Genomic DNA, 16198 nt, shown 5'->3' on the forward strand with positions numbered 1-16198 from the left:
CAGGCCCGTATTGTTGGAGTTCTCACACAACACCAATACGAGCCTGCAATGCCCCGATTAATGCTCAGTGATGAGCACTGGCCGAAGCTTCGAGAAATTTTGCTGCACGAATCGATCTACAACAAGCGAGATTTGCGCACCACGGTTGAAGGCATGCTGTACCGCATGCGTGTGGGTTGCCCTTGGCGAGACCTGCCGAAAGCGTTTGGAAACTGGAGCAAGGTCTACAAGCGGTTCAATGCCTGGTCTGCTTCAGGCAAGTGGGTCAAGGTGCTTGAGGTGCTGATGACCGATCCTGACATGGAGTGGGTTTTCATTGATGGCAGTTATGTAAAGGCTCATCAGCACAGTGCAGGTGCTGCCAGCACGCAGGACCAGGCCATCGGAAAAAGCCGAGCCGGTAACACCAGCAAGATTCACCTGGCTGTAGACGCTTGTGGGCTGCCCATTGCATTTGACGTGACCGGAGGCCAGACCAATGATTGTTCGCAGGCGGCCTCGTTGATTGCCAAGATGCCCAATGCAGAAGTGATCATTGCGGACAAGGGCTACGACACTGAAGCGATACGCGCTCAGGTCGAGCAGCAAGGCAGCAAAGTGGTGATTCCACGAAAGCGCAATTCTCTGAAAGGGAACGCAGATCTGGACAAAGGGTTATATCGCAATCGACATCTCGTAGAAAACGCCTTTGCCCGGTTGAAGCATTTCCGGGCGGCGGCTTCTCGGTTCGACAAACTCAAGAGAAACTATGAAAGCGTCATAGCAATGGCCTGCGCTTTTCTGTGGCTGCCAATGTGAAACGGGAACAGACCCTAAGCAGGATCTGGATTATCAGGTCGCGGTGACGCAGCTCAGCTACCTGTCGAACGTGCGTCTGGGCAACGCCAGCCTGGGGCTGAACGCAGTATTGCCTGTGGTGACGCGCATGAAGGTCGACGACGGGCTGAACAACGCCGCGTTGCGCGGCCAGACCGGTATGGGCGATCTGTTGATCGGGCCGTTCATTCAGTTCGACCCGGTGATGGGGCCGGCCGGGCCGCGCTTCGTGCAGCGCATTGAGTTGCAGGTCAACCTGCCTACCGGCGAGTACGACGACAAACACGCAATTAACCCTGGCAACAACGCCTGGTCGTTCAATCCGTATTGGGCTGCGACCTACTGGTTCACGCCGAAGTGGACGGCGTCGGTTCGCGCGCACTACTTGTACAACGGCAAGAATGACGACCCGGCACAGTCGTTCGGCAATGTCAGCGATATTCAGGCAGGGCAGGCGCTGCACGCCAACTTCGCGACTGAGTATGCGGTCACCGATCAGCTTCGGCTGGGGATCAACGGTTACTGGCTCAAGCAGATCACCGACACCCAGGTCGACGGTCACGACGTTTCCGGGCGTAGGGAAAAAGTCTGGGCAATCGGGCCAGGTGCGATGTACAGCTTCTCTCAAAACGACCATGTGTTCGTCAACGCGTACTTCGAACAGGATGTCGAAAATCGTCCTGACGGCAGTCGCGTGCAGATGCGCTACGTTCACCATTTTTAAATCACCGCAGGCGCTGCTCCACAGCTGACTCGGGTTTTGCCTGTCGTTGCGACAGGCTTTTTTTCTGCGTGCGAGTTTTCGATATGACCATTCCTTCTAATAGCTCTGCACCCAGCAGGCCTGCACTGATTTGCCGGACCAACCTCAAAGGTCAGATCAAACACTGCTCCGATGGATTTGCCCGCGAGCATGGTTACGCTCGCGATGAGCTGCTGGGGGCCTCGGTGACGCTGCTTCGTCACGAGTTGATGCCCGCCGCTGTCTTTGCAAGCCTGTGGTCGACGCTGGGCCAAGGCACACCGTGGATGGGCATCGTCTGCAACCGTCACAGGGACGGCAGCCAGCGTTGGCATAATGTGTACATCAAACCGGTGTATGGCAGCGAAGGTGTGCAGGGTTACGGTGCCATCTATCTGCCACTAAGCAGTGAGCAACAACACCGTGCCCAGGTATTTTTTGCCCGCTGGCAGCGTCGTGGCTCGCCGGTCTCGGCGGTTGCGGCGATGACTCGCTGGTTGTCGTGGAGCTGGCCGACTCTGCTGGTCGGTTCCGGCATCGCTCTGGCCTGCGCGGGGCTGGAGTCGGCCTGGCTGCAAGGTGTCAGCGCATTGCTGGGTGTCCTTGTGCTCACGGGTTGGCAGAGCTGGCGTCAAAACCGGCAAGTGCGGGCGGTACTGGCGTCGCACCCCAAAGCGTTCGCCGCCCCTGCGCTGGCCGGGTTGTACGCTGACCTGAGCGCTACGCCAGCGTTGGTCAACATGGCCTTGATCGCCGGGGAGGCGCGTCTGCAAACCGCCCTCAGCCGGATTGGCATGAGTGGCCGGTTGATTGACGAGCACATGGGCGCGCTGCATGAACTGATCGGACACGAGGCACGGCGACTCGAAGAGCAGCGCAGTGAATCCGATCAGTCGGTGGTGGCGTTGAGCGAGATGACTGCGACCATCCAGGAAGTCTCTCGCAACCTGCAACACAGTGCTGAAGCCACCGGCCAGGCGGTGGAACAATCCAGTCAGGGGCAAGCCCTGGCTGAACAGAGCTTGTCGGCCATGCAGCGGTTGAATGCCTCGGTCGCCGAAATTTCCGCTGCGGCCGGCGAGCTTTCGACGGCAACCGAATCCATCGGCAGCATCACTGACATCATCAGCAACATTGCCGGACAGACCAACCTGCTGGCGCTCAATGCCGCCATCGAAGCCGCGCGTGCCGGTGATGCCGGGCGCGGCTTCAGCGTGGTGGCCGATGAGGTTCGGCAACTGGCGACCCGCACCCAGGAAGCCACGCTGAATATTCAGCCGCTGTTGCAGCGTTTTCGCCAGACCACCGAACAGACGGTGCAGCTCACCCATGAGGGGCAGACGCTTTCCCGGCAAGGCATGACAGCGGTCACGTCGGTGCGTGAAAGTTTCTCTCAGGTCAACGAAGCGCTGGACCGGATTTCCTCCATGAGTGTACAGATCTCCCATGGAGCAGCAGGGGCAGGTCGCTGAAGACCTGAACCAGCAAGCCATGCGGATCGCCGACGCCTCGCGACAAAGTGCGGCCAAGGCACTGGATGGCCGACGCATCAGTGAGGAAATCGGCCATCAGGTGGAGGGTTTGAGGAGCCTCGCCGAGCGCTTTGATCGTTAGCGGTTACGGCTACTGTCTCGCCAGGCTGAAGATTTGTGACGCAGAGCGTCACGAACTGCATGCCAACGCGGAGCATTGGCACGATAGTTATAAGTCTCGTGGGGGCCTGCGGCCAATCAAAGCAGATTTGTGGATGACAAAGAGCGTTGCACAGGGGCGATCAGTGTCGGCTGCCGCGTTCCAGCGTCTGCGAGGGCAGCTCGCCGAACAGGCGCTGGTAGTCCTGTGCAAAGCGCCCCAGATGATTGAAGCCCCATTGCGAGGCAATGGCCGCGATGTTGTAGCCACTGTGCCCCTGCAACAGGCTGCGTCGCGCCGACTGGAGTCGAAAACGCTTGAGGTAGGCCACGGGCGAGACGCCGAAGTGCGTCTTGAAACTGTCGTGCAGTTTCTGCGGCCCTATACCGGCCGCGCGTTCGATATCGATCAGGTGGATATCATCGCCGCAATGGTCTTCGATGAACTGTTGCGCCCGTTTCAGATAGGCCGGACAGCGGCTCTGGACCTTTTCGTTCAGGGCCGCCGAATAGTTGTTCGGTTGCGAGAGAATCAAGCCTTTGATCAGGCTGCGCTCCAGGTCCCGCGCCATCGGCAGGTGCTCGAAATAGTCGCAGTCGCCGTCCATTTCATCGACCAGATACCGCACCATGCGCCACCACGACGCCGTGGCACCCAGCTCCGCGTTGATACACGGCTCAAACACCAGCGGCGCCTGGGCCGGGCGCTCCAGCAACTCGTCCAGCACGCGCTGCATTGAGCAGCAGTCAATCGCCACCTGCAACTTGCGGCAGTTGCCGGTGATGCTCAGTCGCTGCGAGTCGAACGGCGAAATAATCAGCCCGGTTCCGGCATTGGAACGCAACAGCCCCTTGCCGCAGTCAAGCTCCTGCTCGCCGTCCAGCGGCAGGCTGATGCTGTAGCTCTTCAACGAACTGCCGGGCTCGACGCCGATCACCACATCGGTGCCGTACTGGATACGCCCCAGCACCGTAGACATTGCGCTGAGCACGTTCGCCGAATGTTCGAATTCCAGGCAATGCGGAGCGCTGGCCTGAAGGCTGTGCGGGCCGCAGATGGTCGACATCCAGGCCCGCGCGCCGTCCAGATCATGGTGCGCGGCATGAAGGCCATGGGCGCGCAAGTCGTTGGGCAAAACAGCTTCACTCTTCATATCGATGCCCTGCCGGTAGGTCTGCCGGTAAGTCCGGTCTGGTTCTGATCAGGTTCTGCTCACGTTACTGCAGCGCGTATGCCGCCTCTATCCACTTACTGCAAATAACCGCAAAACGGATACGTTCTGCCGGGAAAACGGATAGAAGGGCAGTGCTGCGGGGCGTTCAATCAGTTCAAGGCTGATGACTCTAAAAAGGAGCCCCCTGATGAGCAGCGCAAAAACCGTAAGCCAATGGCAGCACTTTGTTGAAGGTTGTCTGGATTTTCGTCCCGTCGAAGGTGTGTACCGCATTGCCCGGGAGATGTTCACCGAGCCCGAGCTGTTCGATCTGGAGATGGAACTGATCTTCGAAAAGAACTGGATCTACGCCTGTCATGAAAGCGAAATTGCCAATAATCACGACTTCATGACAATGCGCGCCGGTCGCCAGCCGATGATCATCACCCGTGATGGCAGCGGCCAGCTCAATGCATTGATCAACGCCTGTCAGCATCGCGGCACCACCCTGACCCGGGTCGGCAAGGGTAACCAGTCGACGTTTACCTGCCCGTTCCATGCCTGGTGTTACAAAAGCGATGGTCGCCTGGTGAAGGTCAAGGCGCCCGGCGAGTACCCGGAAGGCTTCGACAAGGCCACGCGTGGTCTGCGCAAGGCGCGCATCGAAAGCTACAAGGGGTTTGTTTTCATCAGCCTCGATGTGCATGGCAGCGACAGCCTTGCCGACTACCTGGGCGATGCCAAGGTGTTTTTCGACATGATGGTCGCGCAGTCGGCTACCGGTGAACTGGAAGTGCTGCCGGGCAAGTCGGCCTACACCTACGACGGCAACTGGAAACTGCAGAACGAAAACGGTCTGGACGGTTATCACGTCAGTACCGTGCACTATAACTACGTCGCCACGGTGCAGCACCGCCAGCAGGTCAACGCCGAAAAGGGCGCAGCGGCGGGCAGTACGCTGGACTACAGCAAGCTGGGGGCCGGTGATGCAGACACCGACGACGGCTGGTTCTCGTTTCATAACGGTCACAGCCTGCTGTTCAGCGACATGCCCAACCCGAGCGTACGCCCCGGTTACGCGACCATCATGCCGCGCCTGGTGGAGGAATACGGGCAGAGCAAGGCTGAATGGATGATGCACCGGCTGCGCAACCTGAACATCTACCCGAGCATGTTCTTCCTCGACCAGATCAGCTCGCAACTGCGCATTATCCGCCCGCTGGCCTGGAACAAGACCGAAATCAACAGTTTCTGCCTGGGCGTCAAGGGTGAGTCCGACGCCGACCGCGAAAACCGCATCCGCCAGTTCGAAGACTTTTTCAATGTGTCCGGGCTGGGCACGCCGGATGACCTGGTGGAGTTTCGCGAGGCCCAGCGTGGCTTTCAGGCGCGCCTGGAACGCTGGAGCGACATCTCGCGCGGGTACGAAAAATGGGTCGACGGGGCAACACCCAACAGCGAGGCCATCGGCATCTCGCCGGTACTCACCGGCACCGAGTTCACCCACGAAGGGCTGTACGTCAATCAGCACGGTAACTGGCAGCGCTTCCTGCTTGAAGGGTTGGCACGCAAGGCCGCTGAAGAACACTCCCTGAAACTGCGTGAGGTCTGAACATGAGCGCCCAATTGCAGTACCGCATCGAGCAGTTCCTGTACCACATGGCCGAAGTCTGCGATGCCCAGGATTGGGATCGCTACCTGGACCTGTTCAGTGAAGACAGCGAGTTCCACCTGCCGCAGTGGGATTCGGAGCATGTCTACACCACCGATCCCAGAAAAGGCATGTCGCTGATCTATTACCCCAACCGCGGTGGCCTGGAAGATCGTGTCTACCGCCTGCGTACCGGCAAAGCGGCGTCAACCATCCCGATGCCGCGCACGCTGCACCTGATCAGCAATGTGCGCATCGCACCTGCGGGTGAGGGTGCAAATGGGCAGGCGGGCGAACTGGACGTGCAGGTCAACTGGCACACCCTGTATTACCGCCTGCAAGTTGCGGAGCAGTTCTTCGGACGCGCCAGCTATCGCCTGCGTCCTGATGGCGACAGCTGGAAAATCGCCCGCAAACACGTGGTGCTGCTCAACGACACCATCAACTCGGTGCTCGATTTCTATCACCTCTGAGGTAGCGGAGCGGACATGACTTATAAGGTCGCTTTCAGTTTTGCTGACGGCAAGACGCTGTTCTGCAACGTGCAGAACAATGAACTGTTGCTGGATGCTGCGTTACGCAGCGGGATCACGTTGCCGATGGATTGCCGCGAAGGCGTGTGCGCCACCTGTCAGGGGCGTTGCGAGTCGGGGCAGTACACCCAGGATTACGTGGACGATGAGGCGCTTTCGGCCAGCGACCTGGCGCAACGCAAGGTGCTGAGCTGCCAGACCCGGGTGAAGTCCGATGCGGCGTTCTACTTCGATTTCGCCTCCAGCCTGTGTGACAACACCGGCCCGAGCGCCCTTCAAGGCAAGGTCAGCCAGGTCGAACTGGTTTCGCAGGGCACCGCCATCGTGCAGGTGACGCTGGATGAGCAGAACAGTGGGCTGGATTATCTGCCCGGCCAGTACGCCCGGTTACAAATTCCCGGCACTGATCTGCGTCGCTCTTACTCGTTTGCCAATGCTCCCGGCAGTAACACGCTGGAGTTCCTGATTCGCCTTTTACCTGACGGGGCGATGAGCAACTACGTGCGTGACCGCTGCCAGGTGGGTGACGTGATTCAGTTCGAAGCACCACTGGGCACGTTCTACCTGCGCCATGTCGATCGGCCGCTGACGCTTGTTGCCGGAGGTACGGGGCTGTCCGCCTTCCTCGGCATGCTCGATCAGATCGCCGCCAAAGGAGGCTGCGGGCAGCCCGTGCATCTTTATTACGGCGTGCGTACGGCACAGGACCTTTGCCAGCTGGCGCGAATTGAAGCCTACAGCCAGCAGATTCCCGGGTTCAGGTTTGTCCCGGTGGTCAGCGAAGAGCAGGCCGACTGGAGCGGAAGGCGCGGTTACATCGTCGATCACCTGGACGCCGCTGCATTGGCCGAAGTACCCACGGACATTTACGTGTGCGGTCCGCCGCCGATGGTCGAGTCCATCAAGGACTGGCTGCACGGGCATTCGCTGGACGCCTCGCGTTTGTACTTCGAGAAATTCGCCGACAGCAGCGTTTGACCGGCCGCCTGACGCCAGTCGCTGCTCCAGAACAATTACCCAGCAGACGGAACCCCCATGAGTGCCATCACGATCGAACGTTTCGAGACCCTGATCGTCGACCTGCCGACGATTCGTCCGCACAAACTGGCCATGCATACCCTGCATGGTCAGACACTGGTCATCCTGCGCATTCGGTGCAGTGACGGCATTATCGGTATCGGCGAGGCCACCACCATCGGCGGTCTGGCGTATGCCGGAGAGAGCCCGGAAAGCATCAAGGTGAACCTCGACAAATGGTTCGCTCCGCTTCTTGTCGGGCAAGACGCCACCAACCTCAACGCGTTGATGCAGCGCGTGGATCGTGCCGTTCGCGGCAATACGTTCGCGCGTTCGGCGGTTGAAACGGCGCTGCTTGATGCCCAGGGCAAGCGCCTTGGGTTGCCGGTTGCCGAATTGCTTGGCGGGCGCGTGCGCGACGGTGTGGAAGTGGCCTGGACACTGGCCAGTGGCGACACCGGCAGGGACATCGAAGAAGCCGAGCACATGCTGGAGATGCGCCGTCACCGGCATTTCAAGCTGAAGATCGGTGCCGGTGAACCCGCCCGTGATATCGCTCATGTTGCGGCGATCAAGCGGGCATTGGGTGATCGAGCCAGCGTGCGTGTCGACATCAATCAGGCGTGGAGCGAGGCGGTGGCCATACGTGGCTGCCAGTTGCTTGCAGAGGCAGGCGTCGAGTTGATCGAGCAGCCGCTTTCGCGCCACGACCGCGCGGCCATGGTTCGTCTGAATGCTCGCAGCCCGATTCCATTGATGGCCGATGAAGCCATTGAGTCGGTGCAGGACAGCTTTGCGCTGGCGCAGTCGGGTGCAGCGTCGATTTTCGCTCTGAAAATCGCCAAGGTCGGCGGCCCGCGTGCCGTGTTGCGCACCGCTGCGATTGCCGAAGCCGCCGGTATTGGTTTGTACGGCGGGACCATGCTGGAGGGTAGCGTCGGCACGCTGGCAGCAGCTCACGCCTTCGCCACACTCGACCGGCTGGAGTGGCACACCGAACTGTTCGGGCCACTGCTGCTGACCGAAGACATTCTGGTCGAGCCTCCGGTCTATCGCGATTTTCAACTGATCATCCCCGACACCCCAGGGCTTGGGATGGAGCTGGATGCTGAGCGTCTTTCGCACTTTGCCCGCAGCTGATCTGCCGGAGCACAAGACTAGCCACGAGGATACCCACAACATGCTTTTCCACGTCCGCATGACCGTCAAACTTCCGATCGATATGCCGGTCGACAAGGCCGCTCGACTCAAGGCTGATGAAAAAGCCCTGGCCCAGCGCCTGCAGCAAGAGGGCACCTGGCGCCATCTGTGGCGCATCGCCGGGCTGTACGCCAACGTCAGTATTTTTGATGTGGCAGACGCCCAGGCACTGCACGACACATTGCTGCAACTGCCGCTTTATCCCTACATGGAAATCGAGGTTACGGCCCTGTGCAGGCACCCGTCTTCCATCCATCAAGACGACCGCTGAGTTCGTACCTTTTCAGCCCGACACCGGCAAAACAACAATGAACACCGATGAGGAAAAGACCATGAGCGTACGCATTTCCCAGACCGACGATGTGCAACAGTTCTTCAATGAGGCTTGCGGCCTTGACCAGCCGGGTGGCAGCCCGCGGATGAAAAGCGTTGTGCACCGGGTGCTGACCGAGACGATAAAAATCATCGAAGACCTGCGCATTACGCCGGAAGAGTTCTGGAAAGCCGTCAATTACCTCAACGTGCTTGGCAGCCGTCAGGAAGCCGGTTTGCTGGTCGCGGGGCTGGGGCTCGAGCATTACCTTGATTTGCTGATGGACGCTGAAGACGAACAGGCCGGGCAGACGGGCGGTACCCCGCGGACCATTGAAGGGCCGCTGTATGTCGCAGGGGCTCCGCTGTCCGATCACTATGCCCGCCTGGACGATGGTCAGGACCCTGCAACCGTACTGTTCATGACCGGCCAGGTTCGCGGCACCGATGGAGCGCCGCTGGCCAATGCCATCGTCGATGTGTGGCACGCCAATACCGGGGGCACCTACTCGTATTTCGACCCGTCGCAATCGGCTTTCAACCTGCGTCGCCGGATCCGCACCGATGCACAAGGGCGCTACCGCTTCCAGAGCATCGTGCCATCAGGCTACGGCTGCCCGCCGGATGGGCCGACTCAGCAATTGCTCGACCAGTTGGGTCGTCATGGTCAACGTCCGGCACACATTCATTTCTTCATTTCAGCGCCTGGCCATCGTCACCTGACCACGCAGATCAATCTGGCGGGCGACAAGTACCTGCACGATGATTTTGCCTACGCCACGCGCGATGAACTGATCGCCGAAATTCGCTTCACCGAAGACGCCAACGGCCGCCACGCAGACATAGACTTCGACTTTGTGCTCCAGCCTGCAACGACTGTCGAGGACGAACGCCGCCAGGAACGCCTGCGGGCACTGGAAGTCTGAGTCGAGCGTCCTCTCACGAAGATGTGACGCTTCGGCCACTCAAGATCGGACGCGGAGCGTCCAGAACGGCATTCCCACGCGGAGCGTGAGGAACGATACCCTGACTATCGTGCGTCGCTCCGCGTCGTCATGCCGTTCGGGAGCGTGAGGAACGATCATCGCAACTATCGTGCGTCGCTCTGCGCCGCATGCCGTTCGGGAGCGTGAGGAACGATCATCGCAACTATCATGCGTCGCTCTGCGCCGCATGCCGTTCGGGAGCGTGAGGAACGATCATCGCAACTATCATGCGTCGCTCTGCGCCGCATGCCGTTCGGGAGCGTGAGGAACGATCATCGCAACTATCATGCGTCACTCTGCGTCGCATGCCGTTCGGGAGCGTGAGGAACGATCATCGCAACTATCGTGCGTCGCTCTGCGTCGCATGCCGTTCTGGACGCTCCGCGTCCTCTTGTGGCGTAGAGCGTCCAGTGCTGGAATCATCAGGTATAACAAGCCAGGTGGTGAGCGTCGGCAATGACTGACGCGGGAGGATGCATGCAGTATTCAGGTGAGGGCTTTTCTATAAGGGTATTGGCGTTTGATGATTGCGAGTTGATCAACCGGTACGAAAAGGCCAATCGCAAGCATCTGCAGCCTTGGGAACCGTTCAGGGACGATGACTATTTCATTCTCGAAAACGCCAGATCCAGGGTTCAGCAGCAGTGGGAAAGCATGCAGTCCGGCAGCGCGGTTTTCTTCCTCGTCATCGACTCAGTCGGCGGCGAATTGCTGGGGCGGTTCAGTTACACGAATATCGTGAGGGGCGTTTTTCAGGCCTGCAACCTCGGCTTCTCGCTGGCAGAGACTGCTCAGGGGCGTGGCTTGATGCAAAGGGCGCTTGAGGTGGGCAATCGCTATTGTTTCGAACAGATGGGGCTGCATCGAATCATGGCCAGCCAATGTACGCAGCGAGCGACTTCTGCAATCACTCGGCTTCGAAAAGGAAGGGTACGCGCGCGCCTACCTGAAAATTGCCGGAGTTTGGGAAGACCATGTCCTGAGGGCACTGATCAATCCGAACGAGGCCTGATGGCGAGGCGAGCGCCTTTCCTACTTCTGCGCCACGTCATCCTTCTCCCAGCCGCCGCCGAGCGCCAGAAACAGGTTGATCTGTCCCATGGCCACCTGGGTGTTGGCTTCGGCCATTTGTGCGCGCACGTCGGTGTAAGTGCGTGTGGCTTGCAGGTCAGCGAGGAACGAGGCGCGTCCGGCCTGATAGAAGCGGTGGGTCTGGTCAGCCGCTTGCTTGGCCGATTGTTCGGCTTCCTTGAGAGCATCGCGACGGTCGAGCAGGGCGGTGTATTGCGCCAGACCGGTCTGGGTTTCACGGATGGCGTTGAGCACCACACCGTCAAAGCGCGCCAGTGCAGCTTGCGCGGAGGCTTCAGCCTGATGGATGCGTGCGCGTGAGCCGTTGGACGGGATGGTCCAGTTCAGCAGCGGCCCGAAGCCCCAGCGGTTGGCGGCCGGTTTGCCGAGGTTCTCGATCAGGCCGGTAGTACCGATGCTCGCGCCGATGCTGATGTCAGGATACAACTCGCCGGTGGCAACACCGATTTGCGCAGTCGACATCGCCAGATGACGTTCAGCCTGACGCACATCCGGGCGGCGTTTGAGCAGTGTTGCGCCGTCGCCTACCGGCATGACCTGCGCAATGTGCGGCAGCGCATTGCAGCTGCTGACCCCGGCGGGCAGTTGCTCTACAGGTTTGGCCAGCAGTATCGACAGGCGGAACATCGCCGCCTGACGCCGCGCTTCGTAACGGGGCATTTCGGCTCGCAGTGACTTGAACTGCGTCTGCGAGCGAGTGACCTGGGTTTCATCGCCTCGCCCGGCATCGCGAAGACGCTGGTTGAGGGTTACGCTCTGTTTCTGCAGGTCCAGCGATTCGCGAGCGATGTCGAGTTCTTCGTTGGCAGCGCAAATCTGCGTGTAGGCGCGCACCACATCGGCGACCACTGTGATACGTGCCGTATCCACCGCCGCCTGATTGGCGTCGACATTGGCCTGCGCTGCTTCGATGCCGCGCTGCAAGGTGCCGAACAGATCGAACTGATACGACGTAGTCAGACCCACATCCCCGACGTTGGCGACCGGCACCTTGTCGGTCAGCAGAAACGCTTCGCCCGATTCCTGCACGCGCTGTGCGCCGATTTTCGCGCCGTTGGTAAATCCGCCCGCCGCCTCGGCCTCCGAGGTCTGGTAGCGGGCGCGCTGCAGGTTGGCGGCGGCGATGCGCAGGTCGGTATTAGAGGCAATGGCCTGGCGCACCAGTTCATCCAGACGCGCATCCTGATACAGCCGCCACCAGTGCGCAGGCACCGGGGCCGATACCGTATTGACCGAGCGCCCGGCCAGTTCGCCCTGTAAATCCGGACGATTGATCGCGCCATCCTTGGGCAGTTGGTAATCCGGCCCGACTACCTGACAGGCCGACAACACGGCAGTAAAACCGAGTGCGGCCATGCGTAAGGCACGTTTCATCGTGTGCCCTCCTGCGTATCGTCGATGATTGACACCGTTGCAGTACGCCCGGCGATCATACGGAAGTCGGCAGGTACGTCATCAAAGGCAATGCGTACCGGAATGCGCTGTGCCAGACGCACCCAACTGAAGGCCGGGTTGACGTTGGGCAGCAGGTTCGAGCCACTGCTGCGGTCGCGGTCTTCGATGCCGGCAACGATGCTCACCACATGGCCGGTCAGCCGTGCGTTGTCACCGATGACACGAATGTCGACGCCCTGGCCGACATGAATGCCGTCCAGTTTGGTTTCTTCGAAATAGCCGTCGATATGGAACGATGCGGCATCGACCACCGATAACACCGGACGCCCGGCGGTGACAAATTCATGGTCGCGGGGCGCGCGGTCGTTAAGGTAGCCGTCCACCGGGCTGCGGATCACCGAACGATCCAGATTCAGCTGCGCGGCATCCACTGCGACCTTTGATTCACCAAGCGCAGAAAGGGCGCGGGCTTCGCGGGACTGGCTTTCTTCCAGTTGCTCACGCGCCACCAGGTTGCCCAGGCCACGGTTACGCCTGTTCTCGCGACGTGCCTGTTCCCAGGTTTCCTGGCGCTCGGCGACTGTCGCCTGCGCCTGACGCAAGGCCAGGCGGAAGCGGTCCTGATCGATTGTGAACAGCACCTGGCCCTTGTGCACGGGCTGATTGTCGGTGACCTCGACCTTCTGGATCAGCCCGGACACGTCCGGCGCGATCTGCACGATATCGGCGCGAATATGCCCATCGCGGGTCCACGGCGCGTACATGTAATACATCACCATGCGCCATACAACGACGGCAGCCAGAGTGACAACCAGCAGGGTCAGGACCACGCGGCCCAGTGTCAGTATCGGTTTTTTCATGTCATCAGGTATCGACTTAGAGTATCCACGGCGCCGAGCAACAAAGCGTATAGACCTACGTTGAACAAAGCCCGGTGCCAGACCAGACGGTAGAAGTGGGCACACGACAGCAGCGCGTGCACGGCGAGAAACAGCAGATAGGCGATGCCCATCATCGCCAGGAACGTGGGGATGAAGATCCCGCTGATATCCAGATCACCGATCACAGGGGCGCTCCATCGATGTTATGCGGCAGTTGCTCGGTCAGTTCGCCGCCGACGGTGACAATCTCGACCCCCGGCAACAAGGCCAGACGCAGGCCGCTGAGGGCGTGCAACAGATGCAACCGGGCCGGGTTGTCGCCCATCTCCTGAGCCGTCAACGAACGGCGTGCGCGGTCCATGGCCATCAGCAGGCCGCGGGGCGCGGGCAGCCTTTCACCGGCCTTGCGACAGTGTTTGAAATAGCCGCTGACTTCATCGATCACCTGACGCAACAGCACCTGGGCCGCAGGCGTGGCGCGTCGGGTGTAGGCCAGCAGGTCGAGCATGTTCAGCGCGACGCGCAATTCACGCAGGGCAATCCCGGTGTCCTGCGCGGTGAGTGTCAAACGCGGCAACTGCTGCATCAAACGGTCGAGCATTTGCACGCCCATGCGCCGGTGTTCGGCCAGAGACGCGTCTTCGCTAAGGCTGGCGATGTCACGCCAGCTGAAACGGGTCAGACGCTTGACCGCCAGTTCAACCCCGAACGGGCGGAACACCAGCGTCCAGATAAAGGCGAACAACAGCCCGGCAGGTCCGGCCAGGTTGGAGTTGAGAAAGTTCATGAAGTCCGCGTCGTAGGCGCTCTGAATGCTGATGAACGACGAGGTGTTGACGATGGTCAGCAGCGTGCCGAGAAAGAAGCGCGGTTGCACAGTCAGGGTGCCGACGCAGATGAAGGGCACCGCAAAGGCCAGCACCAGCATCGGAAAGTCGTGCAGGTTAGGCAGCACCACGAACAGGTACAGGCTGGCAAATACCACCGAAAGCAGAGTCCAGAAAAAGAACCGGTAGATTTGCGGGGCAGGGTCGTCCATGGCTGCAAAGAAGCTGCACGACACCGCTGCCAGCGCCACGGCACTGGCGCCGTCTTTCCAGCCCAGCAGAATCCACAACACCGATGCAGCGATGATCGCCAGCACCGTCGAGGTCACTGAATAGAGCATCAGGCCGCGGTCCAGAAACGGCGTCAACCGACCCAGACGCCAGTGGCGATAGACCGCTCTCCATGGCGATTGATCGTCTGTCTTGATCGCATATTGCAGGGTCCGGCAATCCAGCCACAGGTCAATCCACTCGCCGAGCCTGAAAAGCGTGTTGGAGAGCAGCAGCTGATCGCGGTCGTCCAGTTGCGTAGAGTTCGGCTGAAGGCGTTCCAGCTCATCATGCAACTGTTGCCATTGCTCCCGTTGCGGGCCGTCGGCAGTGCTTTCAAGCCAGTCGCAAGCCTTTTGCAGCACGGGTTTCAAGCTGGCCAACAGCTCAGGCGTGCGTCGCTCCAGCGCCCACAATGCGTCATCCAGTGCATCGATGACCGGCAAGAGATGGATCATCCGGCCGCGCAGCTCATTGGCGTTGCGTACGGTTTGCTTGCGTGCGCCCTCGTGGCTCAACTGGCCGATCATCATTTCCAGCGAGTTGAAGCTGCCAACCATCGAATTGCGCAGTGCGCCGATTTCCTCGGGCTGACAGGTGCGGCTGATAAAGCGCTGGCTGTAGGTCGAGGCGTCACTGAACCATTTTTCCGTGGTGGCCTGAAATACCGGTGCCAGACGTCTGGGCCAGAACATTGCACCCACGACGGCGGCGCAGATGATGCCGAGGAAAATCTCTTCGGTACGCGACACGGCGATGTCGAACACGGCCTGCGGGTTGTCGACCACCGGCAGGGAAATCAGCGGCATGGTGTAACCCGCCAGCATCAGTGCGTAGCTGTCGGCCGTGCGCAAGTGCAGGGAAAGGAACAACAGGGTGCCGGTCCACAGTCCGACCACGATGGCCAGTAGCAAGGGCGTCTGTACGAACATCGGTACCAGCAGCACCGACGCCGCTGCACCGGCCAGGGTGCCGGCGGCCCTGTACAGGGCTTTGGAGCTGGTCGGGCCGACAAAGGGGCTGGAGACAATGTACACCGTGGCCATGGCCCAATAGGGGCGAGGCATTTCCATCAACAGCGCGATGTACAGCGCCAGCATCGACGCGCCGAAGGTACGCACGCCGTAGAACCAGTCGCGTGCCGGTGGGACGCTGGAGAAAAATCCGTTCAAACCTGCCCCCCGTGCTCACCTTGTGCAGCCTCGGCGAAGGCCTGAAATACCCGCAAGGTGGCTTCGAGATCGGCAGGTTGAAGGCCCTGAAGCACATCCGCCCGCAGACGCGTCAGCTCCTGTTCTATCGAGCCTGCCAACGCACGACCCTTGTCCGTAAGGCTGAGGGCCTTGGCGCGGCGATCATTGGGGTCTTCGCTGCGGCAGACGATGCCGGCCTTGCACAGTTGGTCGAGCAGGCGCACCAGTGTCGGGCTTTCCATGCCGGCCGCCTGCGCGACTTTTACCTGATGCACGCCGTCACCCAGGCGCGCAATGGCCAGCAGTGGCCCGGCACATGCTTCAGAAATTTCATAGGTGACCAGTGTGTTCTGGCAAATGCGTCGCCATTGGCGAGAGGCGGCTACCAGGCCGCTACTGACAGCGCGATGCAGTGGGTCGACAAGCATGAATCACCGGGGGCTGAGTCGTGAACAATTTAGTTAGGAACAATATTGTTAGGTAGGATGTTAGTAGGGT

Annotated in this window: 15 protein-coding genes and 2 pseudogenes; 11 read left to right on the forward strand and 6 right to left on the reverse strand. The window is 60.2% G+C overall.

Annotated elements, in window-relative coordinates; translation table 11 throughout:
* Nucleotides 1–48: 48 nt before the first annotated feature.
* From AC4ANK_RS12305 to AC4ANK_RS12320, 4 genes and pseudogenes are all read left to right on the forward strand, one after another.
* On the forward strand, nt 49–798 hold the full coding sequence (locus tag AC4ANK_RS12305; protein WP_460382697.1) for an IS5 family transposase: 750 nt from the start codon (nt 49–51) through the stop codon (nt 796–798).
* A 13-nt stretch (nt 799–811) separates the two neighbouring features.
* Nucleotides 812–1540, forward strand: a pseudogene (locus tag AC4ANK_RS12310) (SphA family protein); the annotation flags it as partial.
* Nucleotides 1541–1623: 83 nt separating this feature from the next.
* The gene (locus AC4ANK_RS12315; protein ID WP_460382850.1) at nt 1624–3030 is read left to right on the forward strand and encodes a methyl-accepting chemotaxis protein; all 1407 of its coding nucleotides are present in this window, start codon (nt 1624–1626) and stop codon (nt 3028–3030) included.
* The gene (locus tag AC4ANK_RS12320; RefSeq protein WP_460382848.1) at nt 3005–3172 is read left to right on the forward strand and encodes a hypothetical protein; all 168 of its coding nucleotides are present in this window, start codon (nt 3005–3007) and stop codon (nt 3170–3172) included. The genes AC4ANK_RS12315 and AC4ANK_RS12320 overlap by 26 nt, the downstream gene beginning before the upstream one ends.
* Nucleotides 3173–3332: 160 nt before the next feature.
* Here AC4ANK_RS12320 and AC4ANK_RS12325 read toward each other — a convergent pair whose 3' ends face one another.
* Complete coding sequence (locus AC4ANK_RS12325; protein WP_002554206.1) at nt 3333–4343, reverse strand: AraC family transcriptional regulator; 1011 nt, start codon at nt 4341–4343, stop codon at nt 3333–3335.
* Between the two features lie 208 nt (nt 4344–4551).
* Between AC4ANK_RS12325 and antA the strand changes: the two genes are divergently transcribed.
* From antA to AC4ANK_RS12360, 7 genes and pseudogenes are all read left to right on the forward strand, one after another.
* Complete coding sequence (gene antA, locus AC4ANK_RS12330; RefSeq protein WP_002554205.1) at nt 4552–5955, forward strand: anthranilate 1,2-dioxygenase large subunit; 1404 nt, start codon at nt 4552–4554, stop codon at nt 5953–5955.
* Between the two features lie 2 nt (nt 5956–5957).
* Nucleotides 5958–6467 carry an anthranilate 1,2-dioxygenase small subunit gene (antB, locus tag AC4ANK_RS12335; protein ID WP_002554204.1) on the forward strand — a complete coding sequence of 170 codons (510 nt, stop codon included), beginning with the start codon at nt 5958–5960 and terminating at the stop codon, nt 6465–6467.
* A gap of 15 nt (nt 6468–6482) precedes the next feature.
* Complete coding sequence (gene antC, locus AC4ANK_RS12340) at nt 6483–7505, forward strand: anthranilate 1,2-dioxygenase electron transfer component AntC (RefSeq protein WP_002554203.1); 1023 nt, start codon at nt 6483–6485, stop codon at nt 7503–7505.
* A gap of 57 nt (nt 7506–7562) precedes the next feature.
* On the forward strand, nt 7563–8684 hold the full coding sequence (locus AC4ANK_RS12345) for a muconate cycloisomerase family protein (protein ID WP_002554202.1): 1122 nt from the start codon (nt 7563–7565) through the stop codon (nt 8682–8684).
* A gap of 40 nt (nt 8685–8724) precedes the next feature.
* Nucleotides 8725–9015, forward strand: coding sequence for a muconolactone Delta-isomerase (catC, locus tag AC4ANK_RS12350; RefSeq protein WP_005733728.1), 291 nt, complete (start codon nt 8725–8727; stop codon nt 9013–9015).
* Nucleotides 9016–9076: 61 nt separating this feature from the next.
* Entirely contained in the window at nt 9077–9982 is a 906-nt protein-coding gene (catA, locus tag AC4ANK_RS12355; protein WP_005733729.1) for a catechol 1,2-dioxygenase, read from the forward strand.
* Nucleotides 9983–10519: 537 nt separating this feature from the next.
* A pseudogene (locus AC4ANK_RS12360) lies at nt 10520–11054 on the forward strand (GNAT family N-acetyltransferase).
* Between the two features lie 20 nt (nt 11055–11074).
* Here AC4ANK_RS12360 and AC4ANK_RS12365 read toward each other — a convergent pair.
* Genes AC4ANK_RS12365 through AC4ANK_RS12385 form a run of 5 tightly spaced genes read right to left on the reverse strand, consistent with a single transcriptional unit; the run spans nt 11075 to nt 16128 of the window.
* Entirely contained in the window at nt 11075–12508 is a 1434-nt protein-coding gene (locus tag AC4ANK_RS12365; RefSeq protein WP_460382845.1) for an efflux transporter outer membrane subunit, read from the reverse strand.
* Nucleotides 12505–13389, reverse strand: coding sequence for an efflux RND transporter periplasmic adaptor subunit (locus AC4ANK_RS12370; RefSeq protein ID WP_005744634.1), 885 nt, complete (start codon nt 13387–13389; stop codon nt 12505–12507). Before AC4ANK_RS12370 ends, AC4ANK_RS12365 begins: the two co-directional genes overlap by 4 nt.
* The gene (locus tag AC4ANK_RS12375) at nt 13386–13595 is read right to left on the reverse strand and encodes a DUF1656 domain-containing protein (RefSeq protein WP_002554196.1); all 210 of its coding nucleotides are present in this window, start codon (nt 13593–13595) and stop codon (nt 13386–13388) included. Before AC4ANK_RS12375 ends, AC4ANK_RS12370 begins: the two co-directional genes overlap by 4 nt.
* Complete coding sequence (locus tag AC4ANK_RS12380; protein ID WP_002554195.1) at nt 13592–15679, reverse strand: FUSC family protein; 2088 nt, start codon at nt 15677–15679, stop codon at nt 13592–13594. Before AC4ANK_RS12380 ends, AC4ANK_RS12375 begins: the two co-directional genes overlap by 4 nt.
* Entirely contained in the window at nt 15676–16128 is a 453-nt protein-coding gene (locus tag AC4ANK_RS12385; protein ID WP_002554194.1) for a MarR family winged helix-turn-helix transcriptional regulator, read from the reverse strand. The genes AC4ANK_RS12380 and AC4ANK_RS12385 overlap by 4 nt, the downstream gene beginning before the upstream one ends.
* Nucleotides 16129–16198: the final 70 nt, after the last annotated feature.

It is taken from the genome of Pseudomonas sp. Pmew2 (genome assembly GCF_058129885.1).